Annotated in this window: 13 protein-coding genes; 9 read left to right on the forward strand and 4 right to left on the reverse strand. The window is 58.4% G+C overall.

Annotated elements, in window-relative coordinates; all coding sequences use genetic code 11:
- The first annotated feature begins 30 nt into the window (after nucleotides 1–30).
- Genes C7378_RS15880 through C7378_RS15890 form a run of 3 tightly spaced genes read left to right on the forward strand, consistent with a single transcriptional unit; the run spans nucleotide 31 to nucleotide 5,929 of the window.
- Nucleotides 31–3,297, forward strand: a complete 3,267-nt coding sequence (locus C7378_RS15880) for an efflux RND transporter permease subunit (protein WP_131998923.1) — start codon at nucleotides 31–33, stop codon at nucleotides 3,295–3,297.
- Complete coding sequence (locus C7378_RS15885) at nucleotides 3,294–4,469, forward strand: efflux RND transporter periplasmic adaptor subunit (RefSeq protein WP_131998924.1); 1,176 nt, start codon at nucleotides 3,294–3,296, stop codon at nucleotides 4,467–4,469. Before C7378_RS15880 ends, C7378_RS15885 begins: the two co-directional genes overlap by 4 nt.
- Entirely contained in the window at nucleotides 4,466–5,929 is a 1,464-nt protein-coding gene (locus C7378_RS15890; RefSeq protein WP_243648299.1) for an efflux transporter outer membrane subunit, read from the forward strand. Before C7378_RS15885 ends, C7378_RS15890 begins: the two co-directional genes overlap by 4 nt.
- A 57-nt stretch (nucleotides 5,930–5,986) precedes the next feature.
- Here the strand turns inward: C7378_RS15890 and dnaB are convergent, their stop codons facing one another.
- The 3 genes from dnaB to C7378_RS15905 form a co-directional block, all read right to left on the reverse strand.
- A complete protein-coding gene (gene dnaB, locus C7378_RS15895; protein ID WP_131998926.1) occupies nucleotides 5,987–7,384 on the reverse strand; it encodes a replicative DNA helicase in 1,398 nt (465 codons plus the stop codon).
- A 120-nt stretch (nucleotides 7,385–7,504) separates the two neighbouring features.
- Nucleotides 7,505–7,837, reverse strand: a complete 333-nt coding sequence (locus C7378_RS15900; RefSeq protein WP_131998928.1) for a PepSY domain-containing protein — start codon at nucleotides 7,835–7,837, stop codon at nucleotides 7,505–7,507.
- A 62-nt stretch (nucleotides 7,838–7,899) separates the two neighbouring features.
- Nucleotides 7,900–8,931, reverse strand: a complete 1,032-nt coding sequence (locus tag C7378_RS15905) for a YncE family protein (RefSeq protein ID WP_243648300.1) — start codon at nucleotides 8,929–8,931, stop codon at nucleotides 7,900–7,902.
- Between the two features lie 401 nt (nucleotides 8,932–9,332).
- On the opposite strand from C7378_RS15905, the gene C7378_RS15910 reads away from it, so the two are divergent.
- The 6 genes from C7378_RS15910 (at nucleotide 9,333) to rocF (ending at nucleotide 16,319) form a co-directional block, all read left to right on the forward strand.
- On the forward strand, nucleotides 9,333–10,370 hold the full coding sequence (locus C7378_RS15910; RefSeq protein ID WP_165876850.1) for a cytochrome-c peroxidase: 1,038 nt from the start codon (nucleotides 9,333–9,335) through the stop codon (nucleotides 10,368–10,370).
- Nucleotides 10,367–10,858, forward strand: coding sequence for a heme-binding domain-containing protein (locus C7378_RS15915; RefSeq protein WP_131998932.1), 492 nt, complete (start codon nucleotides 10,367–10,369; stop codon nucleotides 10,856–10,858). Before C7378_RS15910 ends, C7378_RS15915 begins: the two co-directional genes overlap by 4 nt.
- Nucleotides 10,859–10,975: 117 nt before the next feature.
- Nucleotides 10,976–11,617: a hypothetical protein gene (locus C7378_RS15920; RefSeq protein ID WP_243648301.1), complete on the forward strand. Its 642-nt coding sequence runs from the start codon at nucleotides 10,976–10,978 to the stop codon at nucleotides 11,615–11,617.
- Nucleotides 11,618–11,774: 157 nt separating this feature from the next.
- Entirely contained in the window at nucleotides 11,775–13,670 is a 1,896-nt protein-coding gene (locus C7378_RS15925; RefSeq protein WP_131998936.1) for an alpha-L-arabinofuranosidase C-terminal domain-containing protein, read from the forward strand.
- A gap of 276 nt (nucleotides 13,671–13,946) precedes the next feature.
- On the forward strand, nucleotides 13,947–15,290 hold the full coding sequence (asnS, locus tag C7378_RS15930) for an asparagine--tRNA ligase (RefSeq protein WP_131998938.1): 1,344 nt from the start codon (nucleotides 13,947–13,949) through the stop codon (nucleotides 15,288–15,290).
- Between the two features lie 24 nt (nucleotides 15,291–15,314).
- Nucleotides 15,315–16,319, forward strand: coding sequence for an arginase (gene rocF, locus C7378_RS15935; protein ID WP_243648302.1), 1,005 nt, complete (start codon nucleotides 15,315–15,317; stop codon nucleotides 16,317–16,319).
- A gap of 6 nt (nucleotides 16,320–16,325) precedes the next feature.
- Here the strand turns inward: rocF and C7378_RS17780 are convergent, their stop codons facing one another.
- Nucleotides 16,326–16,487, reverse strand: coding sequence for a hypothetical protein (locus C7378_RS17780; RefSeq protein WP_165876851.1), 162 nt, complete (start codon nucleotides 16,485–16,487; stop codon nucleotides 16,326–16,328).
- Between the last annotated feature and the right edge of the window lie 150 nt (nucleotides 16,488–16,637).

The raw sequence follows: 16,637 nt of genomic DNA on the forward strand, positions 1-16,637 counted from the left end.
CCCGGCTGTAGCAGGAGAAATCAACGAGCCATGTGGATTGTTCGCCTCGCACTGCGAAGGCCCTACACATTTGCTGTCCTTGCATTGTTGCTGCTCATTCTCGGGCCGATTTCAATCCTGCGTACCCCGGTTGATATTTTTCCGAATATCAACATCCCCGTAGTTTCGATTGTCTGGCAGTATCAGGGCTTCTCTGCTGAGGATATGGCGAACCGGATCGTCTATCTCAGCGAGCGTGCGCTCACTACGACGGTCAACGATATCGAGCATATCGAGTCGAACTCGCTCTACGGCGTATCGGTTATCAAGATCTACTTCCAGCCGCGCGCCAATATCGGCACCGCGGTTGCCCAGGTAACGGCCATTGCGCAGACCGAGCTGCGCCAGATGCCGCTCGGTACAACTCCTCCGCTCATCATTCAGTACAGCGCATCCAGCGTTCCCATTCTGCAGCTGGCTCTCTCAGGGCAGGGGCTCAGCGAGCAACAGCTCAATGACATGGGATTGAACTTTATCCGCACGCAGCTTGTGACCATCCCCGGTGCGGGCATTCCTTTCCCTTATGGCGGCAAGCAGCGCCAGGTCCAGGCTGACCTTAACGTGCGCGCTTTGCAGGCCAAGGGGCTTTCTCCGGCCGATGTTGTGAATGCCATTGCGGCACAGAATCTCATCCTGCCGTCGGGTACAGCGAAGATCGGCACTTTCGAATATCAACTAGAGACCAACAGCGCACCCACCACGATCAAGGGGCTGAATGACCTTCCTGTACGGTCGGTCAACGGCGCGATGGTCTACATGCACGATGTCGCTCATGTTCGCGATGGCTTTCCACCGCAGACAAATATTGTCAGGGTGGATGGGCAGCGAGCCACCCTGATGAGCATCATCAAGACTGGCGACGCCTCGACCCTGGATATTGTTGGCGGGGTACTGAGCAAGCTGCCACAGATCAAGGCGCAGTTGCCGCCGCAGTTGCGGATCACCCCGCTTGCGGATCAATCCATCTTCGTCCGTGCGTCGATCAATGGTGTCGTTCGCGAGGCGATCATCGCAGCCTGCCTCACCGGCTTGATGATTCTGCTCTTCCTGGGAAGCTGGCGAAGCACGATCATCATCGCGGTTTCGATACCGCTGTCCATTCTTACTTCCTTGATGGTGCTGGCTGCCTTAGGCGAGACGATTAACATCATGACCCTCGGCGGCCTGGCGCTCGCTGTGGGTATTCTTGTCGACGACGCGACGGTCGAGATTGAAAATATCAATCGCAACCTGGAAGAAGGGAAGGCGATCGAGCAGGCGATCCTCGACGGCGCGGCTCAGATCGCGATTCCGGCCTTTGTTTCCACGATCTCCATCTGCATCGTCTTTGTGCCGATGTTTTTCCTGACCGGCGTGGCGCGATATCTGTTCGTACCGCTCGGTGAGGCCGTCGTGTTCGCCATGCTCGCCTCTTATGTGCTGTCGCGCACAGTCGTGCCGACCATGGCGAAGTACCTGCTCCACGAGCACGACGACGAAGAGGCCGAACGGAAGAAACAGAGTCGCAATCCTCTCGTCGTCTTCCAGCTTCGCTTTGAGCACTACTTCGAAAAGTTGCGGCATGGCTACCATAGCCTCCTTATCCTCTGTGTCGAGCATGCGAGCATCTTCATGCTCCTCTTCTTTGTCTTCTGTATCGGGTCCTTTGCCTTACTCTTTCCTTTTCTGGGACAGGACTTTTTTCCATCGGTTGATGCAGGGCAGTTCAAGCTCCACATGCGTGCGCGCACAGGCACGCGCATTGAAGATGTTGCAGCCCTGAGCGACCGGGTCGATGCAGCAATCCGCGAAGTGATTCCCAAGGATGAGCTTGTCACCATCATCGACAACATCGGCATACCTTACAGCGGCCTCAACCTGAGCTACAGCAACTCAGGCACGGTGGGTTCCGGAGATGCCGATATACAGGTGCAGCTCACAGAAAAGCACCACCCGACAGATGATTATGTGAACGTGCTTCGACGCAGGCTGCCGCGGATGTTTCCGGGCGTTGAGTTCTACACGCTGCCGGTCGACATGGTGACGCAGATTCTGAATTTCGGCATGCCTGCGCCGATCGATATTCAGATTGTCGGGAGGGATCTGGAAGCAAACCGCAAGTTTGCGGAACAGTTGCTGGAACGGGTGAAGTATGTGCCCGGAACTGCGGACATGCGCATTCAGCAGCCGTTCAACGAGCCGAAGCTCTTTCTCGACATCGACCGCACGAAGTCACAGCAAATCGGGTTATCGCAGCGGGATGTGGCGCAGAGTCTGCTGGTCGCGAGCAGCGGCAGCTTCCAGACTGCGCCAACCTTCTGGCTCGACCCCCGCAACGGAGTCGAATACAGCATCGCAGCGCAATCGCCTCAGTACAACCTGGACACGCTGCAGGATCTGCAGAATATCCCTGTCAATCCGGGCAGTGGAAGCGGAGGCGTTCCAGCTGGAACGCCCGGGGGGCGCGGCCCAGGCAGTGTGATGCCGGGCAGCTACCTGATGGGGAAGCCTGTGCAGATTCTCGGCAACCTGGCGACGATAACCCAGGGCGAGGAACTGGCAACGGTCACGCACTATAACATCGCGCCGGCAATCGATATCTATGGCAATGTTTCCGGTACAGACCTGGCAAGCGTGGATCGCGGCATAGAGAAAGTCGTGAAGGATATGAAGGGGAAACTGCCACACGGGGCGCAGCTGGTGATTCGTGGGCAGGTGCAGACGATGCGTACCTCGTTTGTGGGGCTGATAGGAGGGCTGATCTTTTCAATCCTGCTGGTGTATCTCCTGATCGTGGTTAACTTTCAATCGTGGCTCGATCCGTTCATCATTGTTTCCGGCCTGCCGGCAGCGCTTTCCGGAATAGTCTGGTTTCTCTTCCTGACCCACACTCGCATCAGCGTGCCGGCCCTCACCGGCTCGATCATGTGCATGGGAGTCGCCACCGCCAACTCAATCCTTGTGGTCAGCTTTGCGCGTGAGCAGCTGGAAGAAAGCGTAGGAGATGCGCGCAACGCAGCTCTGCTCGCTGGATTTACGCGCTTCCGCCCTGTAATCATGACAGCGCTCGCTATGATTATCGGCATGGTGCCGATGGCGCTCGGTCTAGGTGATGGCGGTGAGCAGAACGCGCCGCTGGGCCGCGCAGTTATCGGTGGACTACTCTTTGCTACAGTTTCAACCTTGTTTTTTGTGCCGACTTTTTTCAGCGTGCTGCATAGCCGCCGCGAACGCAAGCGGCAGAAGCGCGCCGCACTACCGGAGAGCCAATCGCGATGAATCACCAGGCGAATGAACAGAAGCAAAAGGGCGCCTCGCCCAGGACGGTCCTTATTCTGGTGGTCGTTCTTTTTGTTGCTGCTGCCCTGCTGGCAGCTGGCGGCATTGTTCCACGTGTACGCGCTCGCACAGCATTGCAGTCGAGCACCAGTGAACTGGCCGCCCCCAATGTCATGGTTGCCAAGCCACAGCTGGGCAAACCGGAGCAGGATGTCTCGCTGCCGGGCAGCGTTCAGGCCTACATGGATTCGCCCATCTATGCGCGCACCAACGGCTATCTGAAGAAGTGGTACTTCGACATCGGCGCACATGTGAAAAAGGGCCAACTGCTGGCTGTTATTGAAAGCCCCGAGGTCGATCAACAACTCGCGCAGGCGAAGGCCGACCTGCTCACGACGGAGGCCAACCAGAAGTTCGCGCAGGCAACCTCTTCGCGCTACCAGGACTTGTTGAAACAAGATGCCGTATCGCATCAGGATACAGAAAACTTCTACACACAGGCCGCGGCCTCAAACACCCAGGTCCGGTCGGCGCTGGCCAATGTTCAAAGGCTCGAGGAGCTTGTTTCCTTCGAGAAAATCTACGCGCCCTTCGACGGCACTGTGACCGCTCGCAATATCGACGTGGGCCAGCTGATCAATGCCGGCGCTGCCAGTGAAATGTTTCACATGGCCCAGGAAAACGTACTACGCGTCTACGTTAATGTTCCGCAGGTCTACTCCCGTGCGTGCGTCCCGGGCGTCGTCGCGACGCTTAGCTTTGCGGAGTATCCGGGTCGTGAATTCAAAGGCAAGGTAGTCCGCACCGCGAAGGCCATCGATCCCAACTCACGCACCTTGCTGGTTGAGGTCGATGTAGATAACCGCAAAGGGGAACTGTTCCCCGGATCGTACGCTTTCGTTCATTTCAACCTAAACACGGACCGGCGGTCGATGATCATCCCTGTGCCGGCGCTCATGTTCCGCTCGGAAGGGCTGCGGGTCGTCAAGGTTGTCGATAATAAAGCGCAGCTGGTTAAGATCACTATTGGAAAAGACGACGGAAGAGTCGTCGAAGTTATTGACGGTCTGCAACCGGATGATGAAATTGTGCAGAATCCGCCGGACTCAATTGTGGATGGGGAGACGGTACACATTGTTCATCCTCGTCAGCAGCAGGCCAACGGTCAATGACGATGAAGGGTACTCAGTTATCTCTCGCGGCTTCAGCAGTCCTCTGCCTTCTGCTGGCGGGCTGCTCAGTGGGGCCAAATTATCACCGCCCTACTGTTACTCCGCCCCCGCCGGCGTATAAGGAGCTGACGCCGCCGCCCAATCCGCCGGGAGGTAACTGGAAGTCTGCGCAGCCGGAGGACACTGCGCTCAAGGGCAACTGGTGGACGATCTACAACGATCCACAACTGAACGATCTCGAAGACAAGATTGCTATTTCCAACCAGACGCTCAAGGCGGCCACGGAGCAGTATCTCTCCGCGCGTGAGTCAGTGAAGTATTACCGCTCGAACTACTACCCGACCCTAAGTGCAGGACTCACCGGAGCGCGCAGCAGGCTCTCCTACAACAGGCCGGTGTATTTCCCGAGCGCGCCTTCGCAGTACAACGACTTCGTCCTGCAAGGGCAGGCGAGCTGGGAGCCGGACCTCTGGGGCAGCGTGCGGCGTACCGTAGAGTCCGCGAGCGCCTCTGCACAGGCAACCGCCGCGGACCTGGCCAACGTGGAGCTAAGCGTACGAGCCGAGCTGGCAGTGGATTACTTCGAGATGCGCGGTCTCGATACGCAGCAGCAGCTGCTCAACGATACGGTTGTCGCTTATGAGCACTACCTGAAGCTGACGCAGATACGTTTCAAGGGTGGCGTCGCCACCGAGTCAGATGTCGCACTGGCACAGACGCAGCTGGAAAGCACGCGTACGCAGGCCATCGATATCGCTGTCGCGCGCGCTCAATATGAGCATGCTATCGCCACTCTTATCGGAGTGTCTGCTTCCACCTTCAGCCTGCCGGAGATGCCGCTGGGCAACAGCGTGCCTGCCATTCCTGCCGGCCTGCCATCGGAACTGCTTGAGCGTCGCCCTGATGTCTCTGCCGCTGAGCGTCGAGTGGATGCGGCCAACGCGCAGATAGGTGTTGCCATCGCTGCTTATTACCCCAGCATCGTGCTCTCAGGCGGCGGCGGCTTCGAAGCGAAGCGTCCGGGCATCTGGCTGCAGGGGCCAAGCGAGTTGTGGTCTCTCGGCGGTCAAGCTACCGAACTTCTCTTCGACGCAGGCCGTCGCCATGCTGTGACGCAGCAGGCTCGCGATAACTATGGCGTCACGGTGGCGAACTACCGCCAGAGCGTCCTGACTGCATTCCAGGAGGTCGAAGACAATCTTGCTGCCCTTCGCATTCTCAATCAGGAATCAACGACCCAGGACGCGGCGGTTGCCGCCGCAGAGCGATCGCTCATGATCAGTACTGGCCGCTATAAGCAAGGGCTGGTGAACTACCTGGAAGTGCTCACTGCACAGACCGCGCAGTTGACCAATCAACGCACCCAGGCAAGCATCTCCACCCGCCAGTTTGTCGCCAGTGTCCAGTTGATCGAGGCTCTTGGCGGAGGGTGGAATACGTCTCAGCTGCCGAAGCCGTAAGGAAACAGCGAACGCGGGAGAAGCAGTCGATGTGGCATCTCCCGCGTTCAAGCGGACTTAGTATCCGCCGTCCTCTCCGCCATGGGCGAGGTTTTCAAAGCGTGTGCATTTGGACATGTACGCAAGCTGCACAGAGCCGGTTGGCCCGTTTCTCTGCTTGGCAATAATGATTTCGGCTTTGCCCTCCGTGTCCGGATCGGGCTGGCCATTTTCATCGCGGTTGTAATAGCTTTCGCGATGAATAAAGGCGACGACGTCAGCATCCTGTTCGATCGAACCCGATTCACGAAGATCGGAGAGCATCGGCTTCTTGTCGCCGCCGCGCTGTTCTGAGGCACGGCTCAACTGGGAGAGCGCGATCACCGGCACCTTCATTTCTTTGGCCAGAGCCTTCAGTCCGCGCGAAATTGCCGAGACTTCCTGGGTGCGGTTCTCAAATCGTTTGCCTGCCGGGCCGCCACTGCTGCCTGTCATGAGTTGCAGATAGTCGATCACGATCAGGTCGAGGCCACCGTTCATCTGGCGCAGCCGGCGTGCCTTGGCGCGCATTTCGGTCAGCGAAATGCCGGGGGTATCGTCGATGAAGATTTTTGACTCGGCCAGTGCTTCGAGCGCGCGGGTAAGCTTGTCCTGATCCTCGCGCAGCAGAAATCCCTTCTGAATCTTCTGCGAATCGACCATGGCCTGCGAGGCAAGCATGCGGCGCAGCAACGATTCCTTTGACATTTCAAGCGAGAAGACTGCTACCGTCTTGCCGCCCATCACTGCGGCATTCTGCGCGATGTTGATGGCCCACGCCGTTTTACCCATGGAGGGTCGCGCGGCAATGATGATCAGTTCCGATTCCTGGAGGCCGCTGGTCATGCGGTCAAAGTCGATGAAGTGGGTCGCGAGCCCGGTAACCTCGCGGCCTTCCTTATAGAGGTTATCGATCGTGCCGAAGGAGTCGCGGACAATTTCCGGAATGCCGGCGAAGCCTCGCGTGATGCCGCGCTCGGTCACCTCAAGCAGGGAGCTTTCGGCGGCGTTCAGTACTTCGAGCGCTTCCTCACTCTGATCGGCGGCTCGCGTGATGGCGCTCGAGCAGATATTGATGAGCTGTCGCAGAAGAGACTTGTCCTTGACGATGCGGACGTATTCGTCAATCGAGATGCGACGGGGCAGCCCCTCAGTCAGAGACGCGAGATAAGCAACGCCGCCGACGGACTCGACTTCTTTGCGGCGGGCGAGTTCCTCGGCCAGCGTGACGATGTCAACGGCCCGGCCGGAGTCAATGAGTTCCGCCATGCGCGCGAAGATGCGCCGGTGAGAGTCAAGCGCAAAGTCGTCTGCGTGCAGCTTCTCTGCTGCTTCGTTGTAGGCGTTGTTGTCGAGCAGCACCGCGCCGAGGATGGATCGCTCGGCATCGATGGAGGCGGGCAGGCCGCGCTCAAATGCAACTTCAGGAGTAGCCATTCTCCAAATTTTAGGCCCATCGGGGCGGGCGATGAAAGTTATTAGGCCCGCTCCGATGGCCGGTGAGAGAACAAGGGCTGTGTATATCCTGCAAGCCTGTGCAAATGAAGGAAAACTAGCCTACGGGCGGGGTGATTTTGCCTTCTCCTGGGCGGCTTCCTTCGCCTCATCTGCAGGATTTTCAACGGAGTCTTCGACGATGACCCCCGTGTTGGCGTCTACGTTGACCTCGTGGATCGCATCCTTTGTCTGAATGTCGAAGGAGTAAATCATCCGGCCGTGTTCCTTTTCGAGTTCACCGCTTTTTATCTTTCCCTGTTCTCTGGCCAGCGCGATCTGCTCTGCTTTGGCTTTGGTGATTTTTGCCTGCTTGGCGGCAGGCTGAGCGGTGAGGGCAATCGGCGCTAAAAGAGGTAGGATGAAAGCGATGGAGAGTGCTTTACGTGTGATCATGTGAGGCTCCTTTTTCGTCAATCAGCGGCTGCGGGCGACACCGCAGCCGCTGTCTTAGTGCATTACCGGCCAACGACAATAACTTCAAATGTGCCCGGCATGATGGTCGGCCGCGGGTGCGGATTCTGCGGAGTTGCCGCAGGACGTGGCCCCAACTCTGCCGCGACGAGATAAATCTTTCCTGTTTTGGGATCAATCGTCATTGTGCGTGCGCTACGTTTGGTGGCGAGCGTTTGCAGAACAGTGAATTTCGATGGTGAGTCTTCCTTTACGACGGTCAGAGTTCCTTCGCCGTTCGAGCTGAATGCGAGCTGCCTGTTCGCATCGAAGCCGGCAGCGTCCGGCCCATCGCCGATGGCAGGCGTGGCGATTACTTTGCCTGTATTCGTGTCCACTACCGCCATCAGCTTGTTGTCGCAGACGGAGAAGAGGCGCCGGTGGGCGACGTCAATCGCCAGGCCGGATGGACTCTCGCAGGGCGCGAGCGGCCAGGTTGCCGTCACCTGGTGGGTCTTGGCATCGATGCGGACGATCTCGCTCATGTCCTCGATATTGGCGAATATCGTGCCCTTGCCGTCAGCCACAGGGAACTCAGGCTTGCCTGGGAGGCCGACGGTGGCCACAACTGTATTGGTTTTCGTGTCGATGGCGGTTGCATTTTTGCTGTGGCCATTGAAAGCCCATACAGTCTCAGTCACCGGCTCGAAGACTGCGCCATCCGGATTGGTTCCGGCAGGGATCGAACTAACCACTGCATGCGATTTGCGATCGAAGACGCGGACCACATTTGCGCCGCCGTCAGTGATATAGCCGTACTTGTTTATGCTGTCGAAGACCACCCCATGCGTACCCTTGAGGCCGGTGATCTCACCGGTTTCCTTGCCGGTCGCGGGATCGACGATCATTACCCGATCTCCCCGGGTGATATAGATCAGATCGGAAACCGGATCGACAGCAAGATAGTCCCAGCCTCCATCGCCTCCGAGCTTCCACTCCTGCTGAATCTTGTAATGAGTCTGTCCGATCGCCGGAATCGCCGCTGCGGTCATCAGTGCCAGCCCGAGGCCGGCAGTAAGTTTTAGCGCATTTCTCATGGGTATTCGCGTGCTCCTTGGCCGCCGCTCGGCCATATCCGGAACCTGGGCGGGCGACTATGAGCCTAGTCCATCTTGCTTAAACGAGAATGAAGGCCACACTTGGCCGTTCGCTGCATGCAGCGGGAACTAAGCCGCCGATGTGGCTGGATATCTGCCGGTGAGGCCTATGGAAAATACAGAAGCATTAAATCCATGTAATGATTCCGGGCCTCTGCAACTTAAGTAACAAGAAAGTAATCAATCAAGAAAAGCATTCAATTTCTAGCTATTAGTAATGGATACCTATGTCTCTCATTCGCTCCGAATGTTCCAGGGCAAGCAGAAGGAAAAGACTGCATCGTTGTGCCGTTCTCATTGCATCTGCCCTCGCTTCGCTGGTGTTCGCAGGGTGCAGCCGGATGGAGTTGAGCAGCACGCCTCCCTCGAACATCGATCCCGCGGCGTTGCGAGCGCGATTCACGGCGTTGCCGCAGAATTCCGACCCGGCCGACCAAGTGCAGTTGGCTCGCATCAATCTCGGACGTCAGTTGTATTTCGATAAGCGTCTCTCGAGAGAGAGTAACCAGTCATGCAACTCATGTCACCAGCTGACTAATTATGGAGTGGATAACAAGCAATACTCGCCTGGCAGCATGCCGGGGGCGATTGATACGCCGCGGAATACTCCCACGGTCTACAACGCGGCCTTTCAGCTTTCCCAGTTCTGGGATGGCCGTGCCGTTAACCTGATCGCTCAGGCTCATGGTCCGCTGGTGGCGCCAAAGGAGATGGCTCTCCACAATCTGCAGGAAGCGGTGGACATCGTAGCACGCGTTCCCGGGTATGCCCCGGAGTTCAGACAGGCGTTTCCGGGCCAGCAGGATCCTGTCAACATTGAGAACATCACAGCGTCGATTGCAGCCTTTGAGCAGGGGCTTATCACCCCCTCGCCCTGGGACCGCTATCTACAGGGCGATACTGCGGCGCTGACACCGGCCCAGAAGAAGGGATTGAAGCTGTATCTGGCTGATGGTTGCGACACCTGCCACGCTGGCCGTGACATGGGCGGCATCTCCTATCAGCGGCTGGGGGACGTGTACCGCTGGGGAAACAAGAGCGACCCTGGTCGCGAGAAGGTGACGCATTCGGCGACCGACTTTATGTTCTTCAAGGTGCCGACGCTCAGAAACATTGCTAAGACCGGGCCCTATTTCCATGATGGCAGCGTGCCGACTCTGACGGACGCTATCCACCTGATGGCGGATTTCCAGGCCGGACAGACGATCAGCGACAGCGATGCTGCCTCGATCGCTGCCTTCCTGGGGTCGATGACGGGTACTCTCCCGGCAAGTTACATAGCTGCCCCTGCCGAGCCGCCATCCGGGTCGCAATCCGCAGGGCAATCTGAGGGGAACAAAACTTCATCCATTCGGGAGAGTTCAGGAGGACGCTCGTGAAAAGACTGTTGTTGATGGTTGCTCTTTGCGGGCTGGCCGCGCTGGGAGTTGGGCTCGCGCTGGGTCATCACCCCTATCAGGGGTGGCCGCCCTTGCCGCCCACCCGTCCAGGGGCGGATATTGCTATGGTCGCGCATCCTCCCGCGCTGGTGATGACTACGCTCCACAAGGATTGCTATAACTGCCACTCCGATCACCCCGATCTTCCCTGGTATGGCTATGTCTGGCCCAGCTCCGCGCAGGTGCAGGACGACATCCACCGCGCAGGCGCCCGGCTGAATTTTTCCGAGTGGGACCAGCTCAGTCCCGAGATGTCGCGGATTCGGATGAATCAGGTCTGCACCATGGTCAGCGAAGACAAGATGCCGATCTGGTACTACAAGCCATTTCACCCGGAGGCGAAGGTGACGAAGCAGCAGGCGGCAGCCATCTGCAACTGGGCAAACCAGATGCCAATAGCGCTGACTACCCAAAGCGCGTCGAGATAAACCGGCCGGGGAACGTGACCAAAGAGACTTGCCCGGCACCGCGGGCCTCCATAGCCTGTCAGCATGTTTCTTCACAAGCTGGGATTGGTCACGTTCGCTTTGCTTATGGCTCCACCGATGCTGTCTGCTGCGGCCAAGCCGCATTCTGCTGTGCTGGGCGCGATCAAGAAAGTTCCCTACTCGATCGAGGGCGACCCTGCAGGTGCTCGGCCTGACGAGAAGGAACTGCATGTTCGTCCGCTGGTCGTGGATGGCAAGGTCAAGGAGTGGACGACAGGCGACGCCCACGACGTTACGGATCGCAGCTTTGCGGTGCGGCGGGCGGTAAGGCTGAATGATGCATTGCCGGGCGACAAGGCCGATCACTGGGTCTGGCAGCGTGGACCGTGGCTGCTCATTGACCGGACGAGCGGGCATGTGATCGCGCTACGCCTGCCTGACTACGATCCCGCTGTTTCGGAGGTGGTCTGGTTTCGCGACTATGCGGCCTACTGCGGCCTGAATGCGGGCGGCAAACATCTCTACGCGGTGGTCGCTCAGGTGGCCGCGCGGAAGCCACTGCTGGCGAAGAAACTTGCCGACTGGAACCCGGTCGATCATGCGCCTGAGCCATGCCAGGCTGCGGTGTGGCAGCGTGATCCGCTGCGCGTCGTCTTTCATCCGGCAGGCGCGGCAGAGTCGAGTTTCAACCTGGTCGGCTCCTCTGCGGTGCTGGTGGAGGATGGCGACGAGGACCCTGCGCCTCCGAAAGCACCTTAATCTCCTGCAGGCAGGTGCAGCTGAAACGGCATATGGCAGTCGGAGGGGGAAATGGTATATGTTTGTCATCGGTTGTCAAAACGGGCGGAGTTGCGGGCCGTCCGGAAAACGATTTCTATAGTCAATGAAGAATGCACCTGCTCCATGGAGAAAGATCATGCTGAAGAACTGCCTGACGGCGGCCCTCGTAGCCATCCCACTTGTCGCCGGCGCCCAGTCCCCGGCGACGCTCACGATTCAGACGCAGAAGCCTGTTGCCAAGGTCAGCCCCATGCTCTACGGGCTGATGACGGAAGAGATTAACTATTCCTATGACGGCGGTCTCTATGCCGAGATGGTGCGTAATCGCGCGATGACGGAGGATGGGCGTGAACCGCGGCACTGGTTCCTGGTGGAGAATGGCAATTCCCAGGCTTCGATCAGTATCGATCGGTTGACCGGGCCGAGCGAAGCGCTTAGCCGCAGCCTTGAGGTCAACGTGCAGAAGGCAGACCCGAACAACCAGGCCGGCGTGCTCAATGATGGCTACTGGGGCATGGCTGTACGTCCCGATACGGTTTATAAGGGGTCGTTCTACGCAAAGGCTGCTGCCACGGATATGGGCCCCGTGACTGTGAGCCTGGTGAACAACAATACGGGCAAGGCGGTAGCGACCGCGACGGTTCCAGAACTGACCGGCAGCTGGCAGAAGCACGAGTTCACGCTGAAGACAGGCAGTGATGTTGAGGCCTCCGCCGCGAACCACCTGGTGATTACCGTCGGCCACGCAGGCACCATGTGGCTGGAGCTGGTATCGCTCTTTCCTCCGACCTATAAAGACACGCCCAACGGCAACCGCAGCGACCTGATGGAGAAGATGGCCGGGATGCACCCGACCTTTCTGCGTCTGCCTGGCGGCAATTTCCTTGAGGGCGACCACGTTTACGAGCGGTACGACTGGAAGACAACCATCGGGCCGCAGGTGGATCGTCCCACGCATCCCAGCCCGTGGGGCTATCAATCCTCGGATGGCCTGGGCCTGCTCGAGTTTCTGGAGTGGTGCGAAGATCTGAAGATCCAACCCGTGCTTGCTGTGTATGCAGGCTACTCAATGCGGCAGGAGCATGTAGAGCCGGGACCGGCGCTTGAACCTTATGTGCAGGATGCGCTCGATGAGATTGAATACGTCTCCGGCAGCACGAGCACCAAGTGGGGCGCCGTGCGTGCGAAGGATGGTCATCCGAATCCTTTCCCCCTGACCTATGTAGAGATCGGCAATGAGGACTGGTTTGATCGCTCCGGCAGCTATGACGGACGCTACGCGCAGTTCTACCAGGCGATCAAGCAGAAGTATCCGCAGCTGCAGCTGATCGCCACGACGCCGGTGAAGAGCGTCCGACCGGATGTGATCGACGACCACTACTACCGTCGCGCGACGGAGTTTTATAACGACGTGCACCACTACGACAAGACAGACCGTAACGGCCCGAAGATCTTTGTGGGCGAGTGGGCCACGCGCGAAGGGAGCCCCACTCCGAACTTCGGTTCAGCGCTGGGCGATGCGGCGTGGATGACGGGGATGGAGCGCAACAGCGATGTGATTGTGATGGCATCCTATGCGCCTCTGCTGACCAACGTGAACCCTGGCGGAATGCAGTGGGAGACAGACCTGATCGGCTACGATGCGCTGAACAGCTACGGCTCGCCCAGCTACTACGCGCAGGCTATGTTCGCAGGGCACATCGGCACCGAGGTGCTGGCGTCTGACCTTACAGGGGCTAACCCGCGCCTGTTTTACTCGGTCACCGCTGACCCCTCGAAGGGGATCCTGTACCTGAAGATGGTGAACGCGACATCGACGGCTCAACCTGTCGACGTAAAACTCGATGGCGGCAGCGTGGCTTCCTCCGGAACCCTGATCAGCCTGAGCGCACACAGCACGCAGGAGACAAATTCGATCTCCGATCCGAAGCGGATTGTGCCGGTCGAAAGCCAGATCAACGGTCTCGGCGCAAACTTCACACACAACATTCCGGCATACTCCATTGAGGTGCTGGAGCTGAAGACGAAGTAAACGCGCAAGAGAGGGGAAGCCGGATCTTCCAAGCTTCTCCTCTCTTGTTGTGCGATTTTTAGAGCCGGCTCCAGCAAGCCGGATCCATGGTTTTCCCGGGCCCGTCTGCCCTTAAGCTTCCGTACTCCTTCTGATCGTTTCAGCCAGCCACAATAAGCGATTGTTGCCGCGGGAATCCCTCTGCGCACCCGAGCCCAAGGGCGGCGCGATGGGCAGCCGTTTGACTCCGCTAGACCCGAGGCTATGGAAACCGTTAGCCTTGAAAGCAGGACCACTATGACCGACTCATCGACCATGTCTTTTCCCGTGACCACGATCGCCTCTATCGGCGCGCATGAGGGCCAGACCGTTACCCTGCGCGGATGGCTTTATAACCTGAGAGAGAGTGGCAAGCTGCTCTTCCCCATCTTTCGTGATGGAACCGGGACGATCCAGGGCATCGTGCCCAAGGCGGCGGTGACGCCCGAGACCTTCGATACGGTGCGAAACCTGACCCAGGAATCGAGCGTAATCGTGACGGGGAAGGTTCGCGCCGACAAGCGCGCTCCCAGCGGGTATGAGCTCGATGTGGAAAAGGTCGAGGTCATCCAGCGTGTGCCGGAGGAGGCGCCATTCCCGATTTCCCTGAAGGAACACGGTACAGATTTTCTGATGGAGCACCGGCATCTGTGGATACGCACGCCGCGACAGTCCGCGATCCTGCGTATTCGCGCAGAGATCATCAAGGCGGCTCGCGACTTTCTCGATGACAATGGCTTCACGCTGACCGATCCGCCGATCCTTACACCGGCGGCATGCGAAGGCACCAGCACGCTCTTCCCGGTCGACTATTTTGGCGATGAGGCGTTTTTGACCCAGAGCGGTCAGCTTTACATCGAGAGCACGGCGCTTGCGCTGGGCAAGGTCTATAGTTTTGGGCCGACCTTTCGTGCTGAGAAGTCAAAGACCCGCCGTCACCTGACCGAGTTCTGGATGGTGGAGCCGGAGATGGCCTATGCGGGGCTCGACGATCTGATGGTGCTGGCCGAAGAGTTCATCAGCTTTATTGTCGACCGGGTGCTGACGCGCCGTGCTGCTGATATGAAGGTGATCGGGCGCGACATCACCAAGCTCGAGACTATTAAGGCTCCCTTCCCGCGTCTTCGCTATGACGATGCTGTGGCCATGCTGAACGAGGCACACGCCAAAGGGCTTATCGAGCATCCGTTCGAATATGGCAATGACTTCGGCTCACCGGATGAAACCTATCTCTCCTCACAATTCGATCGTCCTGTGATGGTTCACCGTTACCCCGCGAACGTGAAGGCTTTCTACATGGAGCCGGACCCGGTTGAGCCGAAATATGCGCTCTGCGTGGATGTTCTGGCGCCGGAGGGCTATGGCGAGATCATCGGGGGATCTCAGCGTATTGCCTCCTATGAGCTGCTTAAACAGCGGATCGAGGAGCACAAGCTGCCGATTGAGGCCTTCCAGTGGTACCTTGATCTGCGGCGGTATGGTTCAGTGCCACACTCCGGCTTCGGCATGGGCATCGAGCGTGCCGTGGCGTGGATATGCGGCCTCGACCATGTGAGGGAGACGATTCCCTTCGCACGTACGCTGAACCGGATGTATCCGTAAACCGAGAGAGACCTGAAAGATTTTATGTCCAAAGCAAGTGAACTGCTGGCAACAGAGAAAGCAATGACAACAGGCAGCGCGATGGGACCTTTTTACAGCGGCGTCCAATCGCTGCCGCCGCGTCGAATCCGTTTGATCGGTGTCCCCCTCGACCTGGGAGCATCGCGGCGCGGAGTCGATATGGGGCCGTCGGCGGTCCGGGTGGCCGGGCTGGAGGCTCGGCTGGAAGCGCTGGGTCATGTAGTCACCGATGGCGGCAACATCAGCGTCGCCATTGCGGAGACGAAGACGGTGGGAGAGCAGAATGCCCGCTACCTGAAGGAGATTACCGAGACCTGTACCAAGGCTGCGGAAATGGTCGTCAAGACCCTTGAGGAAGGAATGACTCCGGTGATTCTGGGCGGCGACCACTCGGTTGCAGCAGGCAGCGTCTCAGGGGTGGCGGAGTTCTACCGGCGCCAGCATCAGAAGATAGGCCTGATCTGGATCGACGCACATTCGGACATCAATACGCCAGCCTCATCCCCCTCGGGCAATGTGCATGGAATGCCTCTGGCGGCGCTGCTGGGGCTGGAGCCGGCTTCGCTCGCGAATATCTTCGGCTGGTCGCCAAAAGTAGCGCCTGAAAATACGGTGCTGGTTGGGGTGCGAGATATCGATGCGACGGAGAAGGAAAACATCAAGCGAGCCGGGGTGACCGAGGTCTACACGATGCGCGATATCGATGAGCGCGGCATGCGCACCGTGATGGAAGAGGCGCTGCGAGCAGCGGGACGCGGAACTGCGGGCTACCACGTATCGCTGGACATGGACTGGATCGATCCGGAAGATGCGCCCGGAGTGGGCACGCCCGTACGCGGGGGAGCTACCTACCGCGAAGCACACCTAGCGATGGAGATCATCGCCGATCACGGCCGCATGTTGAGCTTTGAGATTGTAGAGGTCAACCCGGTGATCGATGAGCACAACCGCACAGCAGATCTGGCGGTTGAGCTTATCTCATCGGCGTTTGGGAAGAAGATTCTCTAAACCGGATCAGGCAGCCGGGGCGGTCAAAGGGATATCGATGGGCTGCAGGGGCTTGAGCTCCGGCAGTCCTACTTCAAGATATTTCCCGGAAGCGACCTCTGTGAGCACCCGGTTCGCGGTGTCTTCAGTGCGCGTCGCCGTGATGTGCAGCCTTCTGACGGCTCGCATTGTGACTGTAGCGAGCAGAAACCGATTTTGAATTCGTATACCTGCGGAGTAAACCAGAAAAGAGCGCATTGAGACCTCATCTCGTTTGGCTGTGTTGCCGTTGTTTAAAGGACGGACAAGGTCTTGCTGCAGCTGAAAGCAGAAGAGTTG

The organism is Acidipila rosea, assembly GCF_004339725.1.
GTDB lineage: Bacteria > Acidobacteriota > Terriglobia > Terriglobales > Acidobacteriaceae > Acidipila > Acidipila rosea.